The organism is Bacillus sp. FSL K6-2819 (assembly GCF_038008305.1).
GTDB lineage: Bacteria > Bacillota > Bacilli > Bacillales > Bacillaceae > Bacillus > Bacillus amyloliquefaciens.
In genome coordinates, this window is record NZ_JBBOYV010000001.1 from 1,852,730 (window position 1) to 1,869,251 (window position 16,522).

The 16,522-nt window shown below is 42.1% G+C and carries 25 protein-coding genes; 15 read left to right on the forward strand and 10 right to left on the reverse strand.

Annotated elements, in window-relative coordinates; translation table 11 throughout:
• Positions 1 to 41: 41 nt before the first annotated feature.
• Positions 42 to 191: a hypothetical protein gene (locus tag MHH91_RS09385; protein WP_014471863.1), complete on the reverse strand. Its 150-nt coding sequence runs from the start codon at positions 189 to 191 to the stop codon at positions 42 to 44.
• Positions 192 to 356: 165 nt separating this feature from the next.
• Positions 357 to 2,774, reverse strand: a complete 2,418-nt coding sequence (locus MHH91_RS09390; RefSeq protein ID WP_014471864.1) for a peptidase G2 autoproteolytic cleavage domain-containing protein — start codon at positions 2,772 to 2,774, stop codon at positions 357 to 359.
• A gap of 287 nt (positions 2,775 to 3,061) precedes the next feature.
• Between MHH91_RS09390 and MHH91_RS09395 the strand changes: the two genes are divergently transcribed.
• Together MHH91_RS09395 and MHH91_RS09400 are read left to right on the forward strand one after the other, a co-directional pair.
• Entirely contained in the window at positions 3,062 to 3,301 is a 240-nt protein-coding gene (locus tag MHH91_RS09395) for a TM2 domain-containing protein (protein WP_013352407.1), read from the forward strand.
• Between the two features lie 170 nt (positions 3,302 to 3,471).
• Complete coding sequence (locus MHH91_RS09400) at positions 3,472 to 3,906, forward strand: dUTP diphosphatase (protein WP_013352408.1); 435 nt, start codon at positions 3,472 to 3,474, stop codon at positions 3,904 to 3,906.
• Positions 3,907 to 3,956: 50 nt separating this feature from the next.
• On the opposite strand, the gene MHH91_RS09405 is transcribed toward MHH91_RS09400, so the two are convergent.
• Positions 3,957 to 4,142, reverse strand: coding sequence for a DUF4177 domain-containing protein (locus tag MHH91_RS09405; protein WP_013352409.1), 186 nt, complete (start codon positions 4,140 to 4,142; stop codon positions 3,957 to 3,959).
• Positions 4,143 to 4,347: 205 nt separating this feature from the next.
• Here MHH91_RS09405 and MHH91_RS09410 point away from each other — a divergent pair, with 205 nt between their 5' ends.
• From MHH91_RS09410 to MHH91_RS09420, 3 genes are all read left to right on the forward strand, one after another.
• Positions 4,348 to 5,169 carry a poly-gamma-glutamate hydrolase family protein gene (locus tag MHH91_RS09410; protein WP_013352410.1) on the forward strand — a complete coding sequence of 274 codons (822 nt, stop codon included), beginning with the start codon at positions 4,348 to 4,350 and terminating at the stop codon, positions 5,167 to 5,169.
• Positions 5,170 to 5,275: 106 nt separating this feature from the next.
• Entirely contained in the window at positions 5,276 to 5,425 is a 150-nt protein-coding gene (locus MHH91_RS09415) for a hypothetical protein (protein WP_013352411.1), read from the forward strand.
• Positions 5,412 to 6,242, forward strand: coding sequence for a prohibitin family protein (locus MHH91_RS09420; RefSeq protein ID WP_013352412.1), 831 nt, complete (start codon positions 5,412 to 5,414; stop codon positions 6,240 to 6,242). The genes MHH91_RS09415 and MHH91_RS09420 overlap by 14 nt, the downstream gene beginning before the upstream one ends.
• A gap of 27 nt (positions 6,243 to 6,269) precedes the next feature.
• Here the strand turns inward: MHH91_RS09420 and MHH91_RS09425 are convergent, their stop codons facing one another.
• Positions 6,270 to 6,719, reverse strand: coding sequence for a YndM family protein (locus tag MHH91_RS09425; protein WP_013352413.1), 450 nt, complete (start codon positions 6,717 to 6,719; stop codon positions 6,270 to 6,272).
• A gap of 156 nt (positions 6,720 to 6,875) precedes the next feature.
• On the opposite strand from MHH91_RS09425, the gene MHH91_RS09430 reads away from it, so the two are divergent.
• Positions 6,876 to 7,304 carry a hypothetical protein gene (locus MHH91_RS09430; protein WP_013352414.1) on the forward strand — a complete coding sequence of 143 codons (429 nt, stop codon included), beginning with the start codon at positions 6,876 to 6,878 and terminating at the stop codon, positions 7,302 to 7,304.
• 348 nt (positions 7,305 to 7,652) lie between these two features.
• Here the strand turns inward: MHH91_RS09430 and lexA are convergent, their stop codons facing one another.
• Complete coding sequence (gene lexA, locus MHH91_RS09435) at positions 7,653 to 8,273, reverse strand: transcriptional repressor LexA (RefSeq protein WP_007611720.1); 621 nt, start codon at positions 8,271 to 8,273, stop codon at positions 7,653 to 7,655.
• Between the two features lie 156 nt (positions 8,274 to 8,429).
• On the opposite strand from lexA, the gene yneA reads away from it, so the two are divergent.
• The 6 genes from yneA to MHH91_RS09465 all read left to right on the forward strand — a co-directional run bounded on the left by yneA (position 8,430) and on the right by MHH91_RS09465 (position 12,780).
• Positions 8,430 to 8,741: a cell division suppressor protein YneA gene (gene yneA / locus MHH91_RS09440; protein WP_013352415.1), complete on the forward strand. Its 312-nt coding sequence runs from the start codon at positions 8,430 to 8,432 to the stop codon at positions 8,739 to 8,741.
• Between the two features lie 15 nt (positions 8,742 to 8,756).
• On the forward strand, positions 8,757 to 9,407 hold the full coding sequence (locus MHH91_RS09445) for a YneB family resolvase-like protein (RefSeq protein WP_013352416.1): 651 nt from the start codon (positions 8,757 to 8,759) through the stop codon (positions 9,405 to 9,407).
• Between the two features lie 68 nt (positions 9,408 to 9,475).
• Positions 9,476 to 9,709, forward strand: coding sequence for a DUF896 domain-containing protein (locus MHH91_RS09450; RefSeq protein WP_003153997.1), 234 nt, complete (start codon positions 9,476 to 9,478; stop codon positions 9,707 to 9,709).
• 166 nt (positions 9,710 to 9,875) lie between these two features.
• The gene (tkt, locus tag MHH91_RS09455) at positions 9,876 to 11,879 is read left to right on the forward strand and encodes a transketolase (RefSeq protein ID WP_013352417.1); all 2,004 of its coding nucleotides are present in this window, start codon (positions 9,876 to 9,878) and stop codon (positions 11,877 to 11,879) included.
• A gap of 150 nt (positions 11,880 to 12,029) precedes the next feature.
• On the forward strand, positions 12,030 to 12,476 hold the full coding sequence (gene sirA, locus MHH91_RS09460; protein ID WP_013352418.1) for a sporulation inhibitor of replication protein SirA: 447 nt from the start codon (positions 12,030 to 12,032) through the stop codon (positions 12,474 to 12,476).
• An 85-nt stretch (positions 12,477 to 12,561) separates the two neighbouring features.
• Complete coding sequence (locus tag MHH91_RS09465) at positions 12,562 to 12,780, forward strand: YneF family protein (protein ID WP_003153994.1); 219 nt, start codon at positions 12,562 to 12,564, stop codon at positions 12,778 to 12,780.
• A gap of 72 nt (positions 12,781 to 12,852) precedes the next feature.
• Here the strand turns inward: MHH91_RS09465 and MHH91_RS09470 are convergent, their stop codons facing one another.
• Positions 12,853 to 13,026: an aspartyl-phosphate phosphatase Spo0E family protein gene (locus tag MHH91_RS09470; protein WP_088030684.1), complete on the reverse strand. Its 174-nt coding sequence runs from the start codon at positions 13,024 to 13,026 to the stop codon at positions 12,853 to 12,855.
• A 201-nt stretch (positions 13,027 to 13,227) separates the two neighbouring features.
• Between MHH91_RS09470 and MHH91_RS09475 the strand changes: the two genes are divergently transcribed.
• The 3 genes from MHH91_RS09475 (at position 13,228) to MHH91_RS09485 (ending at position 14,953) form a co-directional block, all read left to right on the forward strand.
• On the forward strand, positions 13,228 to 13,935 hold the full coding sequence (locus MHH91_RS09475; protein WP_088030531.1) for a cytochrome c biogenesis protein CcdA: 708 nt from the start codon (positions 13,228 to 13,230) through the stop codon (positions 13,933 to 13,935).
• An 84-nt stretch (positions 13,936 to 14,019) separates the two neighbouring features.
• Complete coding sequence (locus MHH91_RS09480; RefSeq protein WP_013352421.1) at positions 14,020 to 14,382, forward strand: response regulator; 363 nt, start codon at positions 14,020 to 14,022, stop codon at positions 14,380 to 14,382.
• A gap of 79 nt (positions 14,383 to 14,461) precedes the next feature.
• Positions 14,462 to 14,953 (forward strand): CcdC family protein, encoded by a 492-nt coding sequence (locus tag MHH91_RS09485; RefSeq protein WP_088030532.1) that lies wholly within the window; start codon positions 14,462 to 14,464, stop codon positions 14,951 to 14,953.
• A gap of 27 nt (positions 14,954 to 14,980) precedes the next feature.
• Here the strand turns inward: MHH91_RS09485 and MHH91_RS09490 are convergent, their stop codons facing one another.
• The 4 genes from MHH91_RS09490 to sspO all read right to left on the reverse strand — a co-directional run bounded on the left by MHH91_RS09490 (position 14,981) and on the right by sspO (position 16,431).
• Positions 14,981 to 15,409, reverse strand: coding sequence for a DUF2621 domain-containing protein (locus tag MHH91_RS09490; RefSeq protein ID WP_013352423.1), 429 nt, complete (start codon positions 15,407 to 15,409; stop codon positions 14,981 to 14,983).
• A 234-nt stretch (positions 15,410 to 15,643) separates the two neighbouring features.
• Entirely contained in the window at positions 15,644 to 16,015 is a 372-nt protein-coding gene (locus tag MHH91_RS09495; RefSeq protein ID WP_013352424.1) for a spore coat protein, read from the reverse strand.
• A gap of 93 nt (positions 16,016 to 16,108) precedes the next feature.
• A complete protein-coding gene (locus MHH91_RS09500) occupies positions 16,109 to 16,255 on the reverse strand; it encodes a small acid-soluble spore protein P (RefSeq protein ID WP_003153984.1) in 147 nt (48 codons plus the stop codon).
• A 29-nt stretch (positions 16,256 to 16,284) separates the two neighbouring features.
• The gene (gene sspO / locus MHH91_RS09505) at positions 16,285 to 16,431 is read right to left on the reverse strand and encodes an acid-soluble spore protein SspO (protein WP_003153982.1); all 147 of its coding nucleotides are present in this window, start codon (positions 16,429 to 16,431) and stop codon (positions 16,285 to 16,287) included.
• Positions 16,432 to 16,522 lie beyond the last annotated feature (91 nt).

Below are 16,522 nucleotides of genomic sequence, written 5' to 3' on the forward strand. Positions count from 1 at the left end.
ACCCGGTGTTTACCGGGTGTAACAAGCGTTGATATATCAGGTCAGCAGTATTTTTTGCATTTTCTTTTATAGACGACGATGTAATCATAATCAAGATGCTTTTTATCTTGTTTCTTTTTCTTTTGTTTAGGCTGCTTTTGTTCTTTTTCACCGTGATCATAATGCATATCCATATCCATATCCATATCCATATCCATCCTCCTTTTTCATCTGACGGTAATATTCTATGACTGAAGGACCTGATGGCTTGGACAAATGAAACGATAGGCTTAAAAAGAGGCGGCTCGTTCGGTATAAAAGAACAGGACCATACCCGCCGATAGATAAGAGAGGAGATGATCCTGATATTAAAACCGCTATTTGATAACCGCAATGGCAATGCCGTACCCTTTTTCAGGACTGTATAAGGCCGTCAGTTTCAATACCTTCCAGCCTTCCGCGGCTTTAGTTCCGATTCCGTTATGAGCCGTGATATAATCTCCCGGGTTGACCGTACTGTCAATCCGTACGTAATGCCGGCCGCTTAGTCCGACAATATGCCATTCGTCCCTGGCAGCACGTGCTTCATAGTCAGCTTCAAGAGCCGGGCTGTAGTCTGGGTTTTGTTTCGGCACGCGTATCGTTTCTCCTGTTTCTTCGTCAGTCACGCTTTCATATATAAAACCGCCGAACTCGTTCGTCAAAAAGCGGCTTTGCCATCCGAAGCTTGCAGCTCCTGATATAAAAGCGGCTGTTTCTGAAATGACGCCGAGCATATAATCTCCAACGTGAGCCGGTTCGATTTTTTCTCCCCTTACTGTGACGATCGTCCCGACGGGGATAAACTGGCCGTTTACACTTTCAAAATATTCTCCGTATCCTGACAGGGAAGAGGTGACAGCTCCGGCGAAAGTTCCGTGGGCGCCCGCTGAGTCCAGTTTCCATTTAATGGACTGATGCCCTCCGGCAACTGTGTACGGTTCTTCCAAGGTAATGCTTTCTGATGACAGAATTGTTCTGGAGACTTTACTGCCCGTAATATGGGCATTGTTTGAAGCGGCGATAAATGCCCTTGAACCTTCAGAACTTGAACCTCCAGAAGAGCTGATGATCGCATTTCTGTCACCCTTTGCCGTAATATCGCCTGTTCCCGCAATAACGGCGCTTGTCGGGTTAAATGCAAAACCAGAGCTCGTCGCAAGCTGTGCGCCTCCCTTTAAATTGACCGGGATCTGCTCGTAAGTCTGTCCTTTTATAGAAGCGGCAGCGCTGTAACCTTCCGCCTGCACGCCGAGAATGACAGCCTGACTGTTAGGGGACGTAATTCCGACGGAACCGCCGTCTCCGATCATCGTTCCGTTCATAATATTTACGTTATATTGCCCTCCGCCGATTGAAATCCCTTTAGGAGAAGACTTGTAAATATCAAAATTTGAAATTTTAACATAATCGGTTTTATTTGATCCGCCGGATATATTGATGTCAACACCGGCTTGTGTAAAGCCGCGTATTTTAATGCCGCTGATCGTAATATTTTGACTGCGGTATTGAAGAGCTACGACAGGGTTCCCTCCATAGTCGTATGAAGGGTCGCCAATGGCTGTGAATCCGTTTACATTGACATTTTTATAGGCGGAGATGACCAGCGCCCGCGGGGTTACACCGTCATAGAGAGCATTGAAAACCGGTTCAATCGCGGTGCAATCGGTTAAAGTAACATCATAAGCCGTCGTGCTTTCAGGGTCTGAGGCTTGGTGGTGACCGATATGACGAATATCAAAAGAACGTACATCACGATATGACACATGTCCGATAATATGAACATTTTGAGAAGCCGGCCACAGGCTGTGCGCTTTTACTTCAATCCCGCGGATATTTCCGCTCGTATAGTTATTCAAAAGCCACACATGTTTAGAGCCGTCATCAATTTCAATACCGTTCGAATTTGCGCTGCCCTCGGCATGCTCTGTGCCGCGGGGATTTCCGGAATGGCAGTTGGAAATGAAAATATATTCGCTGTAATGGGTGGTAATGCCGTCGTCTCCGGCGCCGTACGCCACACAGTTATCTATCCATATATAACGGCAGCCGTCTTTTGTCCATTCAGTTTCAGGCAAATGATCGTAAGCGGGAGATGTGATATCAATACCATGCAGACCTGCATTAACCGCTTCAACATTCTTAATCCAGCCGTATTGCACGTTAGCAAACGTTAAACAGCTGGAAAACTGTCCTCCCGGGTTTCTGACTCCGCATTGACGATCCGGATTCCAGTCTAAAGTCATGCCCTCTACAAAAATATTACGATTTCCATTTTCGTAATCATTGTTAGTTATAACCCATTCATATGCGGGAGCGTCCTCATGGAGTTTAATCACGGTAATCCCTTGTCCCTCACCGGAGATGGTTGTCCACGAAGGGAGTTTTATCCCTTGAACCAAAAATTCTCCTGAGGGAACATTAACTTTGACGCGGCCGTTCCCGATCGCTCTCCGAAAGGCTTCCGTATTGTCCCGGCCGTCAGGGACCGCTCCGTAATCCTCCACATTCACTTCCCGGGTGATTTTATTCATAAGCATTTTGTATTCTGTATCAAGCCGATCTTTTAAAAGTGAGGTGACCATTCCTTCCGCCGTCACCCGGGCATCTGCGATCTCAAGATTATCATCTGTTGCGGAATGCTTAATAAAATTCTGCATCCTTGCTTTGAGATGTTCCAATTCAGAGGAATGGGCAGGGTGAGACTGCAATGCGGCGTTTAAAGACGGATCAGGAAAGTTTTTAAATTGAACCATTCTAAAGACACCTCTTTCTTTTGATATAAGCGCCTGACGCAGAGGACAGAAAATAGCCGCGCGCCTTTATGCGCTTATTCATCAAATTCTTTGTTCGGGACGAAATTCCTTTTTGCACCCGGGTGAATTTTAAAAAAATGCCAATATTTCAGTGAAAAGAACGGATCTGAAAAAGTTCTGGGAAAACCAGTAACAATATATAAAAAATTTTACTCTATATAGAGAAATTGTATTATAATTAGAGCTGTCATATGAAAATGACGAAAAAAGACTCATAGGAGGACATGATGGTAAGTAAGAAAAGCAGGATTGTGGCTGCAATATTAGCATTTTTTCTAGGCGGTTTCGGCATTCATAAGTTTTATTTAGGAAGAGTCGGACAAGGAATTCTCTATCTTTTGTTTTGCTGGACTTCAATTCCTTCAATTATTGCATTTATTGAATTTATTATTTATCTGTGCGGAAGCGAAGAAGCATTTGATCAAAAGTATAATTTTTATTATTACCAACAGCAATCAAAAGCCTGACAGGGGGTGTCCCCCTCATTTCAGGCTTCTTCTCAATTCTGCATTTTCTTTTCCTCACGGTTAATCCTCCTTCAGCTGCTCCGGCTTCAAAAAGCAACGTTAAATGGTATAATGGGGCACGGATTGGTCATAAATACGACTAAAATAGGGAATCAAAAGGAGCAGCGAACATGACTTTACAAATCAAAATTAAATATTCAGATGATACACAAACGAGAATCAGTAAAATTGAACAGGGCGATTGGATTGATCTGCGGGCAGCAGAGGATATAACAATCAAAAAAGACGAATTCAAACTTATTCCGCTGGGAGTTGCGATGGAGCTGCCGGAAGGATACGAGGCCCATGTCGTTCCGCGTTCAAGTACATATAAGCATTTCGGTATTATTCAGACAAATTCAATGGGTGTCATTGATGAATCTTATAAAGGTGACAATGATTTCTGGTTTTTTCCTGCATACGCACTTCGGGATACCGACATTTCCAAAGGAGAGCGGATCTGCCAATTCAGAATCATGAAGAAAATGCCTCAAGTGGAGCTGATCGAAGTAGATAACCTCGGGAACAAGGACCGCGGAGGACTGGGATCAACAGGCACAAAATAAAATGAAAAAAGACTGCTCAACGGCAGTCTTTTTTCTATGGAAATAAAAAGTCATATGTCACGTTCAAATATAATTTCGAAATAAGCCGCTGCCCCATATCCGTCTATGCTGGGAGCAAATATTTGAACCAGACGCCAGCCGCGTTCAGCATATTGATGAATGATTTCCCGGTAGTCCTCCTTCGGTCTTCTTCTCATCGTGCTTAGCTCAACTTTTACAAATTCGTATTCTTTCATAAAAAAATCCTCCTCTTGTTTTATACGGAACAAAGGGAGAAGGGTTTCATGTTTATCATGTAAGCATTCCGTTTTCTGAACAGAAAGGCTTTTTACGTAAAGGATGGAGGCTGCTCTGATGTTTTTATTCTTTAAGATGAACGGAGGTCTTGTCCAACGTATATAATATTGTGACAAAAGTGTAAATAAAAGAAAGGATGATGTTATGAAAAAAAGGGTTAGAAGAGAAAACCGAGCTGCTGGCAAAGAGGCAGAGCAGAAGAAACCGTCCAAAGTCACCCTGTTCTGCCGTTCGCTTCAAAGGCTGAAGCATTTGTATTGTAACATAAACATACAATTGCCATCAATAACCAAAAAAGGAATTTTAGTTTTAATTTTATCGTTTTTGCTTCTGCCGTTTTTACGGGCTGATGCCGCTTCAGATACTTACGGCAGTTTCGAGAAATTAAAGCTGCATGAGAATCCCTCCGTTTATTCTATTTCAACGAAAGAGCATGACCCTTATGTTCTCATATTAGCTATACACGGCGGAGGCATAGAGCCGGGGACCAGTGAGTTAGCCAGAGAAATTGCTGAAAACCGGAGCTTGTATTTATTTGAAGGATTAAAATCAGCCGGTAATGCTGATTTGCATTTGACCAGTTCGCATTTTGACGAACCTAGGGCTGTTCAAATGGTGCAAGAGCACTCAAATGTCATTTCTTTGCACGGCTACGGCAGCGTCGATAAAAAGATAAAAATCGGCGGTACAGACAGAGCACGGGCCGAACTTTTGACAGATGTGCTGAAAGGGCATGGGTATCCTGCCGTTTTTCTCGACACGAATGATAAGTATGCAGGCGTCAGTCCGAATAACCTTGCCAATCATTCTTCATCCGGGTTGAGTATTCAAATCGAAATGAGCACCGGCTTCAGAAAATCACTATTTGATACTTTTACGCTGAAAAGCAGAGCGTCCACACAGAACAATACCTTTTACCAATTCACAAAAACGATTTCTGATTTTATCAGTGACAATTATAAATAAGCACGCCGCATTTGGGTGGCGGAGCTTTTTCTTTTGAAATTTATGAAACTTTAAGTTCTTAAGATCGTATACATAACTGACAGGATGAAAGAAAAGAGGTGGGCAAATGAAAGTGATGATCGGGTCTATCATTCTTCTTGTCATTATCGGATTCGGTTTATGGCTGATGCTGAGTCCTATCTTTAAACAAGTGGGAAGCAAAGCCAAAAAATTCAAAAAGTCATGGGAGGAAGAAGATCAGCATGAGCGAAAATAAGCGGAGAAACACAAAAAAAATACTCGGCGGTGTGATAATAGGCGCAGCCCTTTTGATTGCGGGCGTTACAGCGTCACTATTCATTGAAAAAATACCGAATGGTTATGTCGGGGTTGTATATTCACCGAACGGCGGGGTAAAATCCGAAACATTGGACCAAGGCTGGCACTTAGTCGGTTTATTTAATAAAGTAACGGAATATCCGGTGCGTATGCAGACAGTGAATAATGAAAATATAAAAGTGGCAACTTCAGACGGTAAAAATATTGAAATGGATATCGCTTACAACTATGTCGTTCAGCCTGACAAAGTAGTGGATCTGTTTAACAAATTCGGAGCGGTAGACGTTGAAACGATTGAAAATACATATTTAAAAACAAGGCTGTGGGACGCGGCGCGAAAATCAATCAGCAAATACTCGGTTATTGACACATACGGGCAAAAATCTGCGGAAGCAGCTGCAGATGTTCAAAAAAGGTTTGCTGATGATATGAAGAATCTCGGATTTTTAATTGATGATCTGACGCTTGGCGTACCGAAGCCGGATAAAGCCACACAGGAAGCCATTGATGCAAGGGTGAAGTCTTCACAGGAGCTTGAACGGACACAAACTGAAATTAAAATAGCCGAAGCCGAAGCGAAAAAGAAAAAAATTGAAGCGGAAGGGATCGCTGATTATAACGAAATTATAAAAAAATCAATGTCTGATGAAATGATCAAATATAAATGGATTGAAAAATGGGACGGAAAAACACCGAAAGCGACAGGCACAGACTCACTGCTGCAGCTGCCGCTGGACGAGCAGAAGCAAAAATAAAAAGAAAAGGAGGCGAATGCCTCCTTTTTATGTTTTTTCCTGAGGATCCTTTTCCGGCATTAACTCTTCAGACGCCTCGGTTTGATAGCTCAATAGCGTGTTGTCTGTCTCTGTTGTGGCCTGATAATCTTCAGGCAGCACATATTGCTGCAAATACCGATGAAAAAATGCTTCAAAAACAGTAAGGCAAAGTGCAGAAATAACCGATGCCGCGGCAGGAGAAACATTAAAACCGCCAATATTCATAAGGAATATCCATAATATAATGAATGAAATTCCGAAATCAGCTGCAGCGGCTGTGAAATTGCTTGTTCTCGGCAGAATCATGTAATCACCCGTAAAATAAGTGATCAAACTCAAGATCAATGTAATAAACAGAACGTTTAAAAAAGTTACTTGGTACATAAGATCCAGAACAATGTACAGCAAAGCAAGTGTGAGCGCTGTTTTAGAAGCGAAAGCAATTACGTGTTTCATTTGAACCACCTTCGTTATTTCGTTTATTCTTCATTGTAGGCAATCCGTAATTTTTTAAACTGGTATATTGTGGTTATAAAGTATGCGATTTCTTAAAATATGGATAGACGTCATTGTGTTCACGAGTTAAAATATGTAAAAAAAGGGGGATGCAAATTGAAAAGGTGCTGGATATGTATTGCTGTTTTTTTATTATGTTTTTGCGGAATACACTCAGCCAAAGCGGCTACCACTGAATTCGGATCAAAAACGAGCTTCACACTAGCGGGAAATGCAAAAGAGTTTTATATTGAAAATCCGGGGACTGTATCAGCTGACGATTACTTTTTAGGATACAAGTTCACCATTATGAACAACTCTTCATGCGGTTTAAACATGAAACTCCAGCGGATGGCGCTGAACGGAAATTTTTATACATTAAGTTCTAAAAGCTACAGCGGCAGCTGGTTAAATCTCAGTGCGCAGGATAAAAAATCAATTGACCCGTATCACAAATACAGGATTTTGATTGAAAGCTCTTCAAACATCTGTGAACCTGTCTATATTAAAGGGTTATACGGCGTAGAATATTATCATTTTGATTAAAAATTGATACCCGCTAAAAAGCAGCGGGATTTTTTACGCGTAATCAAAACACGTTGTACCATGTACTAAATATTCATATATAAATTTGATTTCCCGCCCCAAGTAAAGATGACATAAACAAATTCAGCCCGAACATCTATACAAAGTTGAAAATTATACAAAAAGTTTCTTTAGGGAAACATTATTTGTTGACTTCAAAAGTCAGATGTCGGATAATAAGAATGTAAGCATGATGTAAGTTTTTCCTCCTTAGCGGGTTCGTTTCTAAGCCAGGGCGAACCTGCTCTTTTTTATGCAAAAGAAAAACCCCTATGTGAGGGGTTTTACGATAAAAAAAGTTTAATAGAATTAATGGACGGCTCTGAATACGCCGATGACTTTCCCTAAAATGCTTACGTTTTGCAGGATAATCGGTTCCATCGTCGGATTTTCCGGCTGCAGCCGCACATAATTGTCCTCTTTATAGAAGCGCTTGACCGTCGCTTCATCATCTTCGGTCATAGCCACCACGATTTCCCCGTTATTAGCCGTGTTCTGCTGTTTGACAATGACGTAATCTTTGTCAAAAATGCCGGCGTCAATCATACTTTCTCCCATGATTTCTAACATAAATACATGTTCGCCCGGAGGAACCATCCGGTCAGGAAGCGGAAAATACTCATCGATATTTTCAACAGCCGTAATCGGAATACCCGCCGTCACTTTCCCGATTACCGGAACATTTACGACCTGGCTTTTCGGAATTTGGACTTCTTCTTCATCCAATACCTCAATTGCCCTTGGTTTAGTAGGGTCCCGTCTGATCAGGCCTTTTGTCTCAAGCCGTGCCAAATGTCCGTGCACGGTTGAACTGGAAGCCAGTCCTACTGCTTCTCCTATCTCTCTTACAGAAGGCGGATATCCTTTTGTTTTTACCTCTTCTTTAATAAAACGCAGGATATCAAGCTGCCTTTTTGATAGCTTCGTCATATTTCGCACCTCAAAACGTCGATTTTAAGTAGATTATAGCATGATTTTCCTGACAGTACAAACATAGGTTCGAAAAAAACGATTGACAGAAACATTTGTTCGTATATACTGAAAGATATAAAAAGCGAACAAACATTCTTATCGGAGGTTGTATAAATGGCGAAGGAATCTATCATATTTGTCGGACTGTTTACTGCGATTTTAAGTGCCGCTATTTTACTTGTTTCATGCGCGGGGAATGATCAGACGCTCAGCCAATATGTTAAAATAAAGGTTCAGGACGGCGATACTCTCTGGTCACTTGCGGATCATGTAGCAGAAAAGAAAAATATTAATAAAGAAGATTTCATTGAGTGGGTGACGGAGAATAATCATCTTCAAACTGCTGATATAAAGCCCGGAGACGAACTTATTCTTCCGGTTAAGAAGAAGCATCCGGCCGTATATCAGCTGGCCATTGTTAATTAGAGAGGAAAGAGAGAAATGAAGGCGATCATTTATGCCAGGGTTAGCACAAACAAAGAACAGCAGCAAACGTCTTTAAAAAGACAGGAAGAGGAGCTTAGGGAGATCGCTGCGGCAAACGGCATGGAAGTCGTAAAAGTCATTTCTGAGAAAGCAAGCGGTTACGAAATGGACCGCGACGGAGTATTTGAAATGCTTGATGATATTAAAAAATCACATATTGACGCGATATTGGTGCAGGACGAAACAAGGCTGGGAAGAGGAAACGCCAAGATCGCGCTTTTGCATTGTATTTACAGGGAAAACGTAAAAATATATACGATGGCTCATAAGGGTGAGCTGGAGCTTTCCGAAGCTGATACGATGGTACTCGAAATCGTCAGTATTGTTGAGGAGTATCAAAGAAAAATTCACAATATGAAGATCCGGCGGGGAATGAAAAGAGCCGTAAAAAACGGCTATAAACCTGAACGGAATCTGAAAAACAGGCATGAAAACAGCGGTAAAGAAAAAAAAGAGGTTCCGGTTTCGGAAATTATCAGACTGAGAGCCAACAAGCTCACCTTTGCAGAAATCGCAGCCACCTTAAGAGGATTTGGATATGATGTGTCCAAAGCCACGGTTCACCGGCGTTTTCAGGAATATACCGCAGACAGCGAAGGCAGCTGACGTGCATCAGTTGTAAAAACGACTACGTTTTAGTAGTATATAATCAACACGCACCAAAGGAGCTTATTATGATTTCTAAAGAAAAAATCGCGAGAATAAACGAATTGGCTCAAAAAGCTAAATCAAACACGATAACTGATGAGGAAAAAGCCGAACAGCAAAAGCTTCGCCAGGAGTATTTGAAAGGATTCCGCTCCTCAATGAAAAATACGCTTAAGAGCGTAAAAGTTATTGATCCGGAAGGTAATGATGTCACTCCTGAAAAATTAAAAAGGGAACAACAGAAAAATAATCTTCATTAAACAGAAAGAATACGGCAATACGTATTCTTTTTTCGTATATACTAATATCAGACTGTGCTTTACGACAATTTTCAACAAGTTTATCTCAAATTTAAGCTGAAAGAGTTGAGAAAAAGTCAGCATCGCTTTATGATGAAAAGGTACAACAATAAGGAAGGGGATTATAATGGATACAATTGAAAAGAAATCAGTTGCCACCATACGTACACTGTCTATAGACGCAATTGAAAAAGCTAATTCCGGACACCCGGGCATGCCGATGGGAGCCGCTCCGATGGCTTACACGCTGTGGACGAAATTTATGAATGTGAATCCGCAGAATCCAGGCTGGTTTAACCGCGACCGTTTTGTTTTATCAGCAGGACACGGTTCAATGCTTTTATACAGCATGCTGCATTTAAGCGGATATGACCTCAGCATTGATGATCTGAAACAGTTCCGTCAATGGGGAAGCAAAACACCGGGACATCCGGAGTTCGGACATACAGCAGGAGTAGACGCAACGACCGGGCCTCTCGGACAGGGTATCGCGATGGCAGTGGGAATGGCAATCGCAGAACGCCATCTGGCTGAGACATATAACCGTGATTCATTCAACGTAGTTGATCATTATACATACAGTATTTGCGGAGACGGCGATTTGATGGAAGGCATTTCTTCCGAAGCAGCTTCTCTTGCAGGCCATCTGGAGTTAGGCCGCCTGATCGTATTATACGATTCTAATGATATTTCTTTAGACGGTGATTTAGACCGTTCTTTCTCTGAAAATGTAAAACAGCGTTTTGAAGCAATGAACTGGGAAGTCCTTTATGTTGAGGACGGAAATAACATCGCTGAATTGACGGCTGCAATTGAAAAAGCGCGCCAGAATGATAAAAAACCGACTTTAATTGAAGTGAAGACCACAATCGGTTTCGGTTCTCCAAACCGCGCGGGTACATCTGGCGTTCACGGCGCTCCATTAGGACAAGAAGAGAGCAAGCTGACGAAAGAAGCGTACGCTTGGACATTTGAAGAAGATTTTTATGTTCCGGATGAAGTATACGCGCATTTCAACCAAGCTGTAAAAGAAGCCGGCTCGAAAAAAGAACAGGAATGGAATGAACTGTTCGCGGCTTATCAAGAAAAATATCCTGAGCTTGCTGAACAGCTGTCACTCGGAATGAAAGGCGAGCTTCCGAAAGACTGGGATCAGGAAGTTCCTGTTTATGAAAAAGGCAGCAGTCTTGCTTCCCGCGCATCTTCAGGTGAGGTGCTGAACGGCATCGCTAAGAAAATTCCTTTCTTTGTCGGGGGATCTGCTGACCTTGCGGGTTCAAACAAAACGACAATCAAAAATGCAGGAGACTTCACGGCCAGAGACTACGCCGGGAAAAACTTCTGGTTCGGGGTCCGTGAATTCGCGATGGGCGCTGCTTTAAACGGAATGGCGCTTCACGGCGGCCTTCGCGTATTCGGCGGCACATTCTTTGTGTTCTCTGACTATTTAAGACCTGCCATTCGTCTGGCGTCATTAATGGGGCTGCCTGTCACTTATGTATTCACGCATGACAGTATTGCCGTAGGAGAAGACGGACCGACTCACGAACCGATTGAGCAGCTTGCTTCTTTACGCGCACTTCCTAACCTTTCTGTGATCAGACCTGCTGACGGAAATGAAACCGCAGCTGCGTGGAAGCTTGCCGTTCAAAGCCAGGATCACCCGACAGCTCTTGTATTGACACGCCAAAACCTGCCGACAATTGATCAGCAGGCTGAAGAAGCGTATGCCGGAGTGGAAAAAGGGGCTTATATCGTTTCCAAAGCACAAACGGATGCACCGGACGCACTTCTTTTAGCGACGGGTTCTGAAGTCGGACTCGCGATTGAAGCTCAGGCGAAGCTTGCTGAAGAAAACGTTCACGTTTCTGTAGTCAGCATGCCGAGCTGGGACCGCTTCGAAAAACAATCGGCTGAGTACAAAAACAGCGTACTTCCTCCGAACGTAACGAAACGTCTTGCGATTGAAATGGGATCAAGCTTCGGATGGGGCAAATTTACCGGTCTTGAAGGAGACGTTCTCGCAATTGACCGTTTCGGCGCTTCAGCTCCGGGAGAAACAATTATGAAAGAATACGGGTTTACTGCAGAAAACGTGGCTGACCGCGTAAAAAAACTGCTAAACAAATAAGAAGACAAAAGAGGATGAGTCAAATCATCCTCTTTTTCCTGTTTATACGACAAAAATAGAAGTGGCGCCGTAACAGTAATAGACAATTCTTTCTTTTCTCCTTTTGTATAATAGAAAGCAATACGAAGCGCTGTAAAAGGGGATGAGGAAATGGAACGTCATTACTATACACACCTGATTAAGGATGAGTTTGCGAACCACTACTTCGGACGGGAAACCGCTATGTTTGAATTGTTTCGAGACTACCATTGGACAAATCTGACACCCCAAGAATATCAAATGACAAAAAAGCAAGTTCAATATATAACAGAGCCGATTCCGGTGATACATATGCATCAGCATCTCCAGCTTCATTTAAACCGTATGAGTTACAGCCGCTTGGATTCAATTTACCGGCTTACACTGCCCCGGGAAAAGGGCCGCGCCACCTTCATGATGAAAGACAGCTTAATTGAGATTGCGGCTTCGGGAGATTATGAGGCGGAAACGATTTTCTTTGAGATTCTGCGTAAAATCAGCCCCTGTTTTCTTGCGATGGATTTTAAGACAAGGCGCTACGGGTGGTTAAATCCGGTCAGAGAAAGAAATTTTGTCTAAAATCGAGGAAAAAGAGATGTAAATGTTGTATAATAGCCTTTGGTTTAGTACACTTTAAACTAGACAACATGAAGGAGGAAATAAAATGACTTTATGGGTTGGCATCCTAGTGGGCGTTGTCGCATTGCTCATAGGTGTTGCACTCGGGTTTTTTATTGCTCGTAAATATATGATGAGCTATTTGAAAAAGAATCCGCCTATTAATGAACAAATGTTACGCATGATGATGATGCAAATGGGAATGAAACCTTCTCAAAAGAAAATTAATCAAATGATGAAAGCCATGAATAATCAAGCGAAATAATACGTAAAGATTATGATATAGAGATACATGGTTATAAAATAAAAAACCCGGAGAGGGTTTTTTATTTTGGCGTCATGTTTCACCCCAACTGCCGGTGTGCAGTTCCTTTTGATATTGTATGAGAAGGTGGTCAAGCTCCTGGCTGAGTTCTATCGTAATGTTTGATGTCATTCCGTTTGACATGACGATTTTAAGCAGCTCTGCCCGTTTTTTTTCAATTTCATTTAATAGATGCTCTCTAATCACAGGGATATATCCTTTCATACATAAATCTTTCACCTGAGTTTCTATTATTATATCCACATTTATACTGTTTTTCAAATAAGAAGGAGTATAATATCTTGATGTCAAATTAAATTATATAAGCTTTTTCTATAAAAAGTAATCCTTCTCAGGAAAGTGTTAAAAAAATGAAATGATTTTGTCATAACTTGAAAGGAGTGTGTCATCGTGAGTTTTAATTACTTTCTGACATTCGGGGCCGGGTTTCTGTCTTTCATTTCTCCATGCTGTCTGCCGCTGTATCCCGCTTTTTTGTCGTACATAACTGGTGTCAGCATGGACGAGGTTAAAACAGAAAAGGTGATGCTGCAAAAGCGGGGACTCGTGCATACACTTTGTTTTTTGCTCGGTTTCTCCGTGATTTTTATTGCACTGGGGTACGGAACCTCGTTTATCGGCAGTTTTTTTACCCATTATCATGAAGCGATCCGCCAGTTCGGGGCTATTATGCTGATCCTTTTCGGACTGATTACTGCCGGAGTGTTTCAGCCGAAATTCATGATGAAAGAGCGGCGCATTCACTTTAAGCACAGGCCGGAAGGGTTTATCGGTTCCGTTCTGATCGGTCTTGCGTTTGCAGCCGGCTGGTCGCCGTGCAGCGGGCCTATTTTAGGAGCGGTTTTTTCGCTGGCCGGTACAAATCCTTCTTCAGCAGTACCATATATGTTTTTATATGTTCTCGGATTTGCGATTCCCTTTCTTGTCCTTTCATTTTTTATTACCAGAATGAATTGGATTCGTAAGCACCAGCTGATTATCATGAGAACCGGCGGCATTCTTATGATTGTCATTGGCATTATGCTGTTTTTTAACTGGATGAGCTATATTCTGATCGTTCTGTCAAATCTTTTCGGAGGGTTTAAGGGGCTGTAACGAAACGATAACTTTTGAACTATTATATACCCTTTCGTTTTTGGTACAATAAGACTAGTTAATGTTAAATATGTGGAGGGGAATATGACACGAGTTTTAGTTGTAGATGACGCCAAGTTCATGAGGGTGAAAATCAGAGAAATTCTGGAATCGGCGAATTACATAGTGGCCGGAGAAGCGGCTGACGGCGAGGAAGCCCTGGCGGTATATCAAAAAATCCGTCCCGACCTGGTGACAATGGATATTACCATGCCGGTCAAAAACGGTATACAGGCGCTGCAGGATATTTTAGCTTTTGACCCGAAAGCCCATGTCATCATGTGCACGGCCATGCGGCAGCAGCGGATTGTTCTGGAAGCGATTGAATTAGGCGCTAAAGACTTTATCGTTAAACCGTTTGAAGCTTCTAAAGTGCTGGAGGCAGTAGGCAGGGTGACGGGAACGTAAACGTGTTTTCTTTTCAAATTGGTTTTTTTTATGTTTTTGGAGTATAGTATATAGTATCAAACTCCGTGCAAGCAAAGGAATGATAAAGATGATGATTATAATTTCATCCGTTATTGCAGCGGCTATGGCAATTTGCGTGATGATCGTCAGGATTAAATCCTCCGACAAGCCCGCTTCACCTAAAAAAATAATTCTCCCGCCGATTTTTATGAGTACGGGAGCGCTTATGTTTCTTTTTCCGATCTTCAGAGTGACGGGCGAAGAATTTTTGGAGGCCATTACGCTGGGCGTGATCTTCTCTATTTTTCTGATAAAAACATCTAAATTTGAGATTAAAAATAATGAAATCTATTTAAAACGGTCAAAAGCATTTGTGTTTATCCTGATTGGGCTGCTGGTTATCAGAATCGCTATGAAATCCATTTTGAGCACGACGATTGATTACGGAGCTTTAAGCGGAATGTTTTGGATTCTGGCGTTCGGAATGATTGTCCCGTGGCGCATCGCGATGTTTATGTCATACCGCAAACTTTCCAATGAACTGAAGACCGCTGATATTCAGATGAATTAAAACCTTTCCGTCCGCCGGAAAGGTTTTTTATTTGAGCAAGGTTTGATAAGGTGTAAGATCAATCTGTTTTTCGCGGAGATGCTTTTTTAAAAATTGATGATCCCGCTTAGGAGTAGCCAGAATGTAGCCCCTGATGATTAAATCCAGATTTATTTGTTCAGCTTCCTCCTGTAAGGAAAGTTCACCGATTTTTCCGGCGATTTTAGCTTTGGCTACATCCCGAAAGAGCTCCGGTACGGGGGCGACCAATTCATCCAAAAGCGCCTTGTCAGCCGCATTCCATAAGTGTCTGCTTTTTTCAATATAATAGTCCTGCCAATCCAGTTCTGATCGGCCGTCTTCTTTCGGTAAGCGCTTTAAAAATTTTCGGAACATAAAAAATCCGCCGATGGACAGCAATCCGATCATCACGACGACCCAAAATAAAATTAACCACATAAACCAGCCTTCAAGCATTGTTCCACCTCCTCCTTACTTTAACCATATTGTAAACGAAGACAGAATAGAAGAACACATGAAAAAAAGAATAGAAAAAATGATAGATGTCCAGTCAATCCGGTTGCTAGAACATATTCTATCGTATAGTGATTCTGCTATTTGGCCATGGGAGTTTCACTTTGAGGGTATATGACTGATATGAACGGACAAAAAAAGCTGCTTTCATTGAGGGATGAAAGCGGCTTTTTTATGTTACAGAGGAAATTGAAAGGAAAAAGAGGCAGGGGTCTCATTTGGCTCCTTGTTCATGGAGACGGTCAGAATATGGTTTGTGAAATCAGTGAGAATATGTTTGTCATTCAGATAAAAAGGAAGCATCATTTGTTTGTTTAACGTCCGTTCAAGCGTTTTAACAGAGAGCATGAATTCAAGTCCCGAAAGAGTGACGGTCATCGATTGCACCGGCTTTAGCGCCGTCAGGTCAGCTTCAATGATATATTGACGGCTTGTTTCATATAGATCAATCGGCAGCGTCTCGTCATACCAAGCATACGGATCCTCGTAAAACTGCCGCAGCCATTCCTCGGTATCATCAAATTCTTCAGCGTTTTTTGAATGATTCATGGAAGCATCCCTCCATATTAAAAGCCTTGCTATAACGTATGCAGACACTTTGAATGGGTGAATGACATAAAAAAACAGACACCAAGGTCTGTTTTACATATCGTGGCTTGTATTATGTTTTTGTCTTGTATGGTTGCGGTTTTTCACTTTTTTGCTTCCGCTTAGCGGTTCCGGCTGGCCGGGATTATGGCCCTTCGGAGCATTTTTATGCATATCTTTGCTCGTGTTTTTATTTGTCATGTTAAAGCCTCCTTTTTAAGGTGTGACGGCTATTGGTTTGTTTTTCTTTTTTTATTGTTCTGCCGTTCTTCTTCCGTCAGGACAAGCTGGTCATTTTCTATATAACCCGCGCCTTTGCCTTGGCTTTTCGCGTCATTCATGCCGTTTATTACATGATTGGCTTTCCGTTTTACCATGATCATCACCTCAACATTAATATGGCTCTTTGCAGCCCGTTATATGAGGCGTAAATCAGGACAAAATTTACCGAAAATCATACTGATAAGA

What these genes read in the sequence shown, in the direction of transcription:
- yneA (WP_013352415.1), top strand. Translation starts at nt 8,430, where the DNA reads ATGGCGAAGGAATCTATCATATTTGTCGGACTGTTTACTGCGATTTTA.
- MHH91_RS09480 (WP_013352421.1), top strand. Translation starts at nt 14,020, where the DNA reads ATGACACGAGTTTTAGTTGTAGATGACGCCAAGTTCATGAGGGTGAAA.
- MHH91_RS09415 (WP_013352411.1), top strand. Translation starts at nt 5,276, where the DNA reads ATGAAAGTGATGATCGGGTCTATCATTCTTCTTGTCATTATCGGATTC.
- MHH91_RS09465 (WP_003153994.1), top strand. Translation starts at nt 12,562, where the DNA reads ATGACTTTATGGGTTGGCATCCTAGTGGGCGTTGTCGCATTGCTCATA.
- MHH91_RS09490 (WP_013352423.1), bottom strand. Translation starts at nt 15,409, where the DNA reads ATGCTTGAAGGCTGGTTTATGTGGTTAATTTTATTTTGGGTCGTCGTG.
- MHH91_RS09390 (WP_014471864.1), bottom strand. Translation starts at nt 2,774, where the DNA reads ATGGTTCAATTTAAAAACTTTCCTGATCCGTCTTTAAACGCCGCATTG.
- MHH91_RS09445 (WP_013352416.1), top strand. Translation starts at nt 8,757, where the DNA reads ATGAAGGCGATCATTTATGCCAGGGTTAGCACAAACAAAGAACAGCAG.
- tkt (WP_013352417.1), top strand. Translation starts at nt 9,876, where the DNA reads ATGGATACAATTGAAAAGAAATCAGTTGCCACCATACGTACACTGTCT.
- MHH91_RS09400 (WP_013352408.1), top strand. Translation starts at nt 3,472, where the DNA reads ATGACTTTACAAATCAAAATTAAATATTCAGATGATACACAAACGAGA.
- MHH91_RS09405 (WP_013352409.1), bottom strand. Translation starts at nt 4,142, where the DNA reads ATGAAAGAATACGAATTTGTAAAAGTTGAGCTAAGCACGATGAGAAGA.
- MHH91_RS09500 (WP_003153984.1), bottom strand. Translation starts at nt 16,255, where the DNA reads ATGACAAATAAAAACACGAGCAAAGATATGCATAAAAATGCTCCGAAG.
- MHH91_RS09495 (WP_013352424.1), bottom strand. Translation starts at nt 16,015, where the DNA reads ATGAATCATTCAAAAAACGCTGAAGAATTTGATGATACCGAGGAATGG.
- MHH91_RS09450 (WP_003153997.1), top strand. Translation starts at nt 9,476, where the DNA reads ATGATTTCTAAAGAAAAAATCGCGAGAATAAACGAATTGGCTCAAAAA.
- MHH91_RS09485 (WP_088030532.1), top strand. Translation starts at nt 14,462, where the DNA reads ATGATAAAGATGATGATTATAATTTCATCCGTTATTGCAGCGGCTATG.
- MHH91_RS09395 (WP_013352407.1), top strand. Translation starts at nt 3,062, where the DNA reads ATGGTAAGTAAGAAAAGCAGGATTGTGGCTGCAATATTAGCATTTTTT.
- sirA (WP_013352418.1), top strand. Translation starts at nt 12,030, where the DNA reads ATGGAACGTCATTACTATACACACCTGATTAAGGATGAGTTTGCGAAC.
- MHH91_RS09425 (WP_013352413.1), bottom strand. Translation starts at nt 6,719, where the DNA reads ATGAAACACGTAATTGCTTTCGCTTCTAAAACAGCGCTCACACTTGCT.
- MHH91_RS09420 (WP_013352412.1), top strand. Translation starts at nt 5,412, where the DNA reads ATGAGCGAAAATAAGCGGAGAAACACAAAAAAAATACTCGGCGGTGTG.
- sspO (WP_003153982.1), bottom strand. Translation starts at nt 16,431, where the DNA reads ATGGTAAAACGGAAAGCCAATCATGTAATAAACGGCATGAATGACGCG.
- lexA (WP_007611720.1), bottom strand. Translation starts at nt 8,273, where the DNA reads ATGACGAAGCTATCAAAAAGGCAGCTTGATATCCTGCGTTTTATTAAA.
- MHH91_RS09385 (WP_014471863.1), bottom strand. Translation starts at nt 191, where the DNA reads ATGGATATGGATATGGATATGGATATGCATTATGATCACGGTGAAAAA.
- MHH91_RS09410 (WP_013352410.1), top strand. Translation starts at nt 4,348, where the DNA reads ATGAAAAAAAGGGTTAGAAGAGAAAACCGAGCTGCTGGCAAAGAGGCA.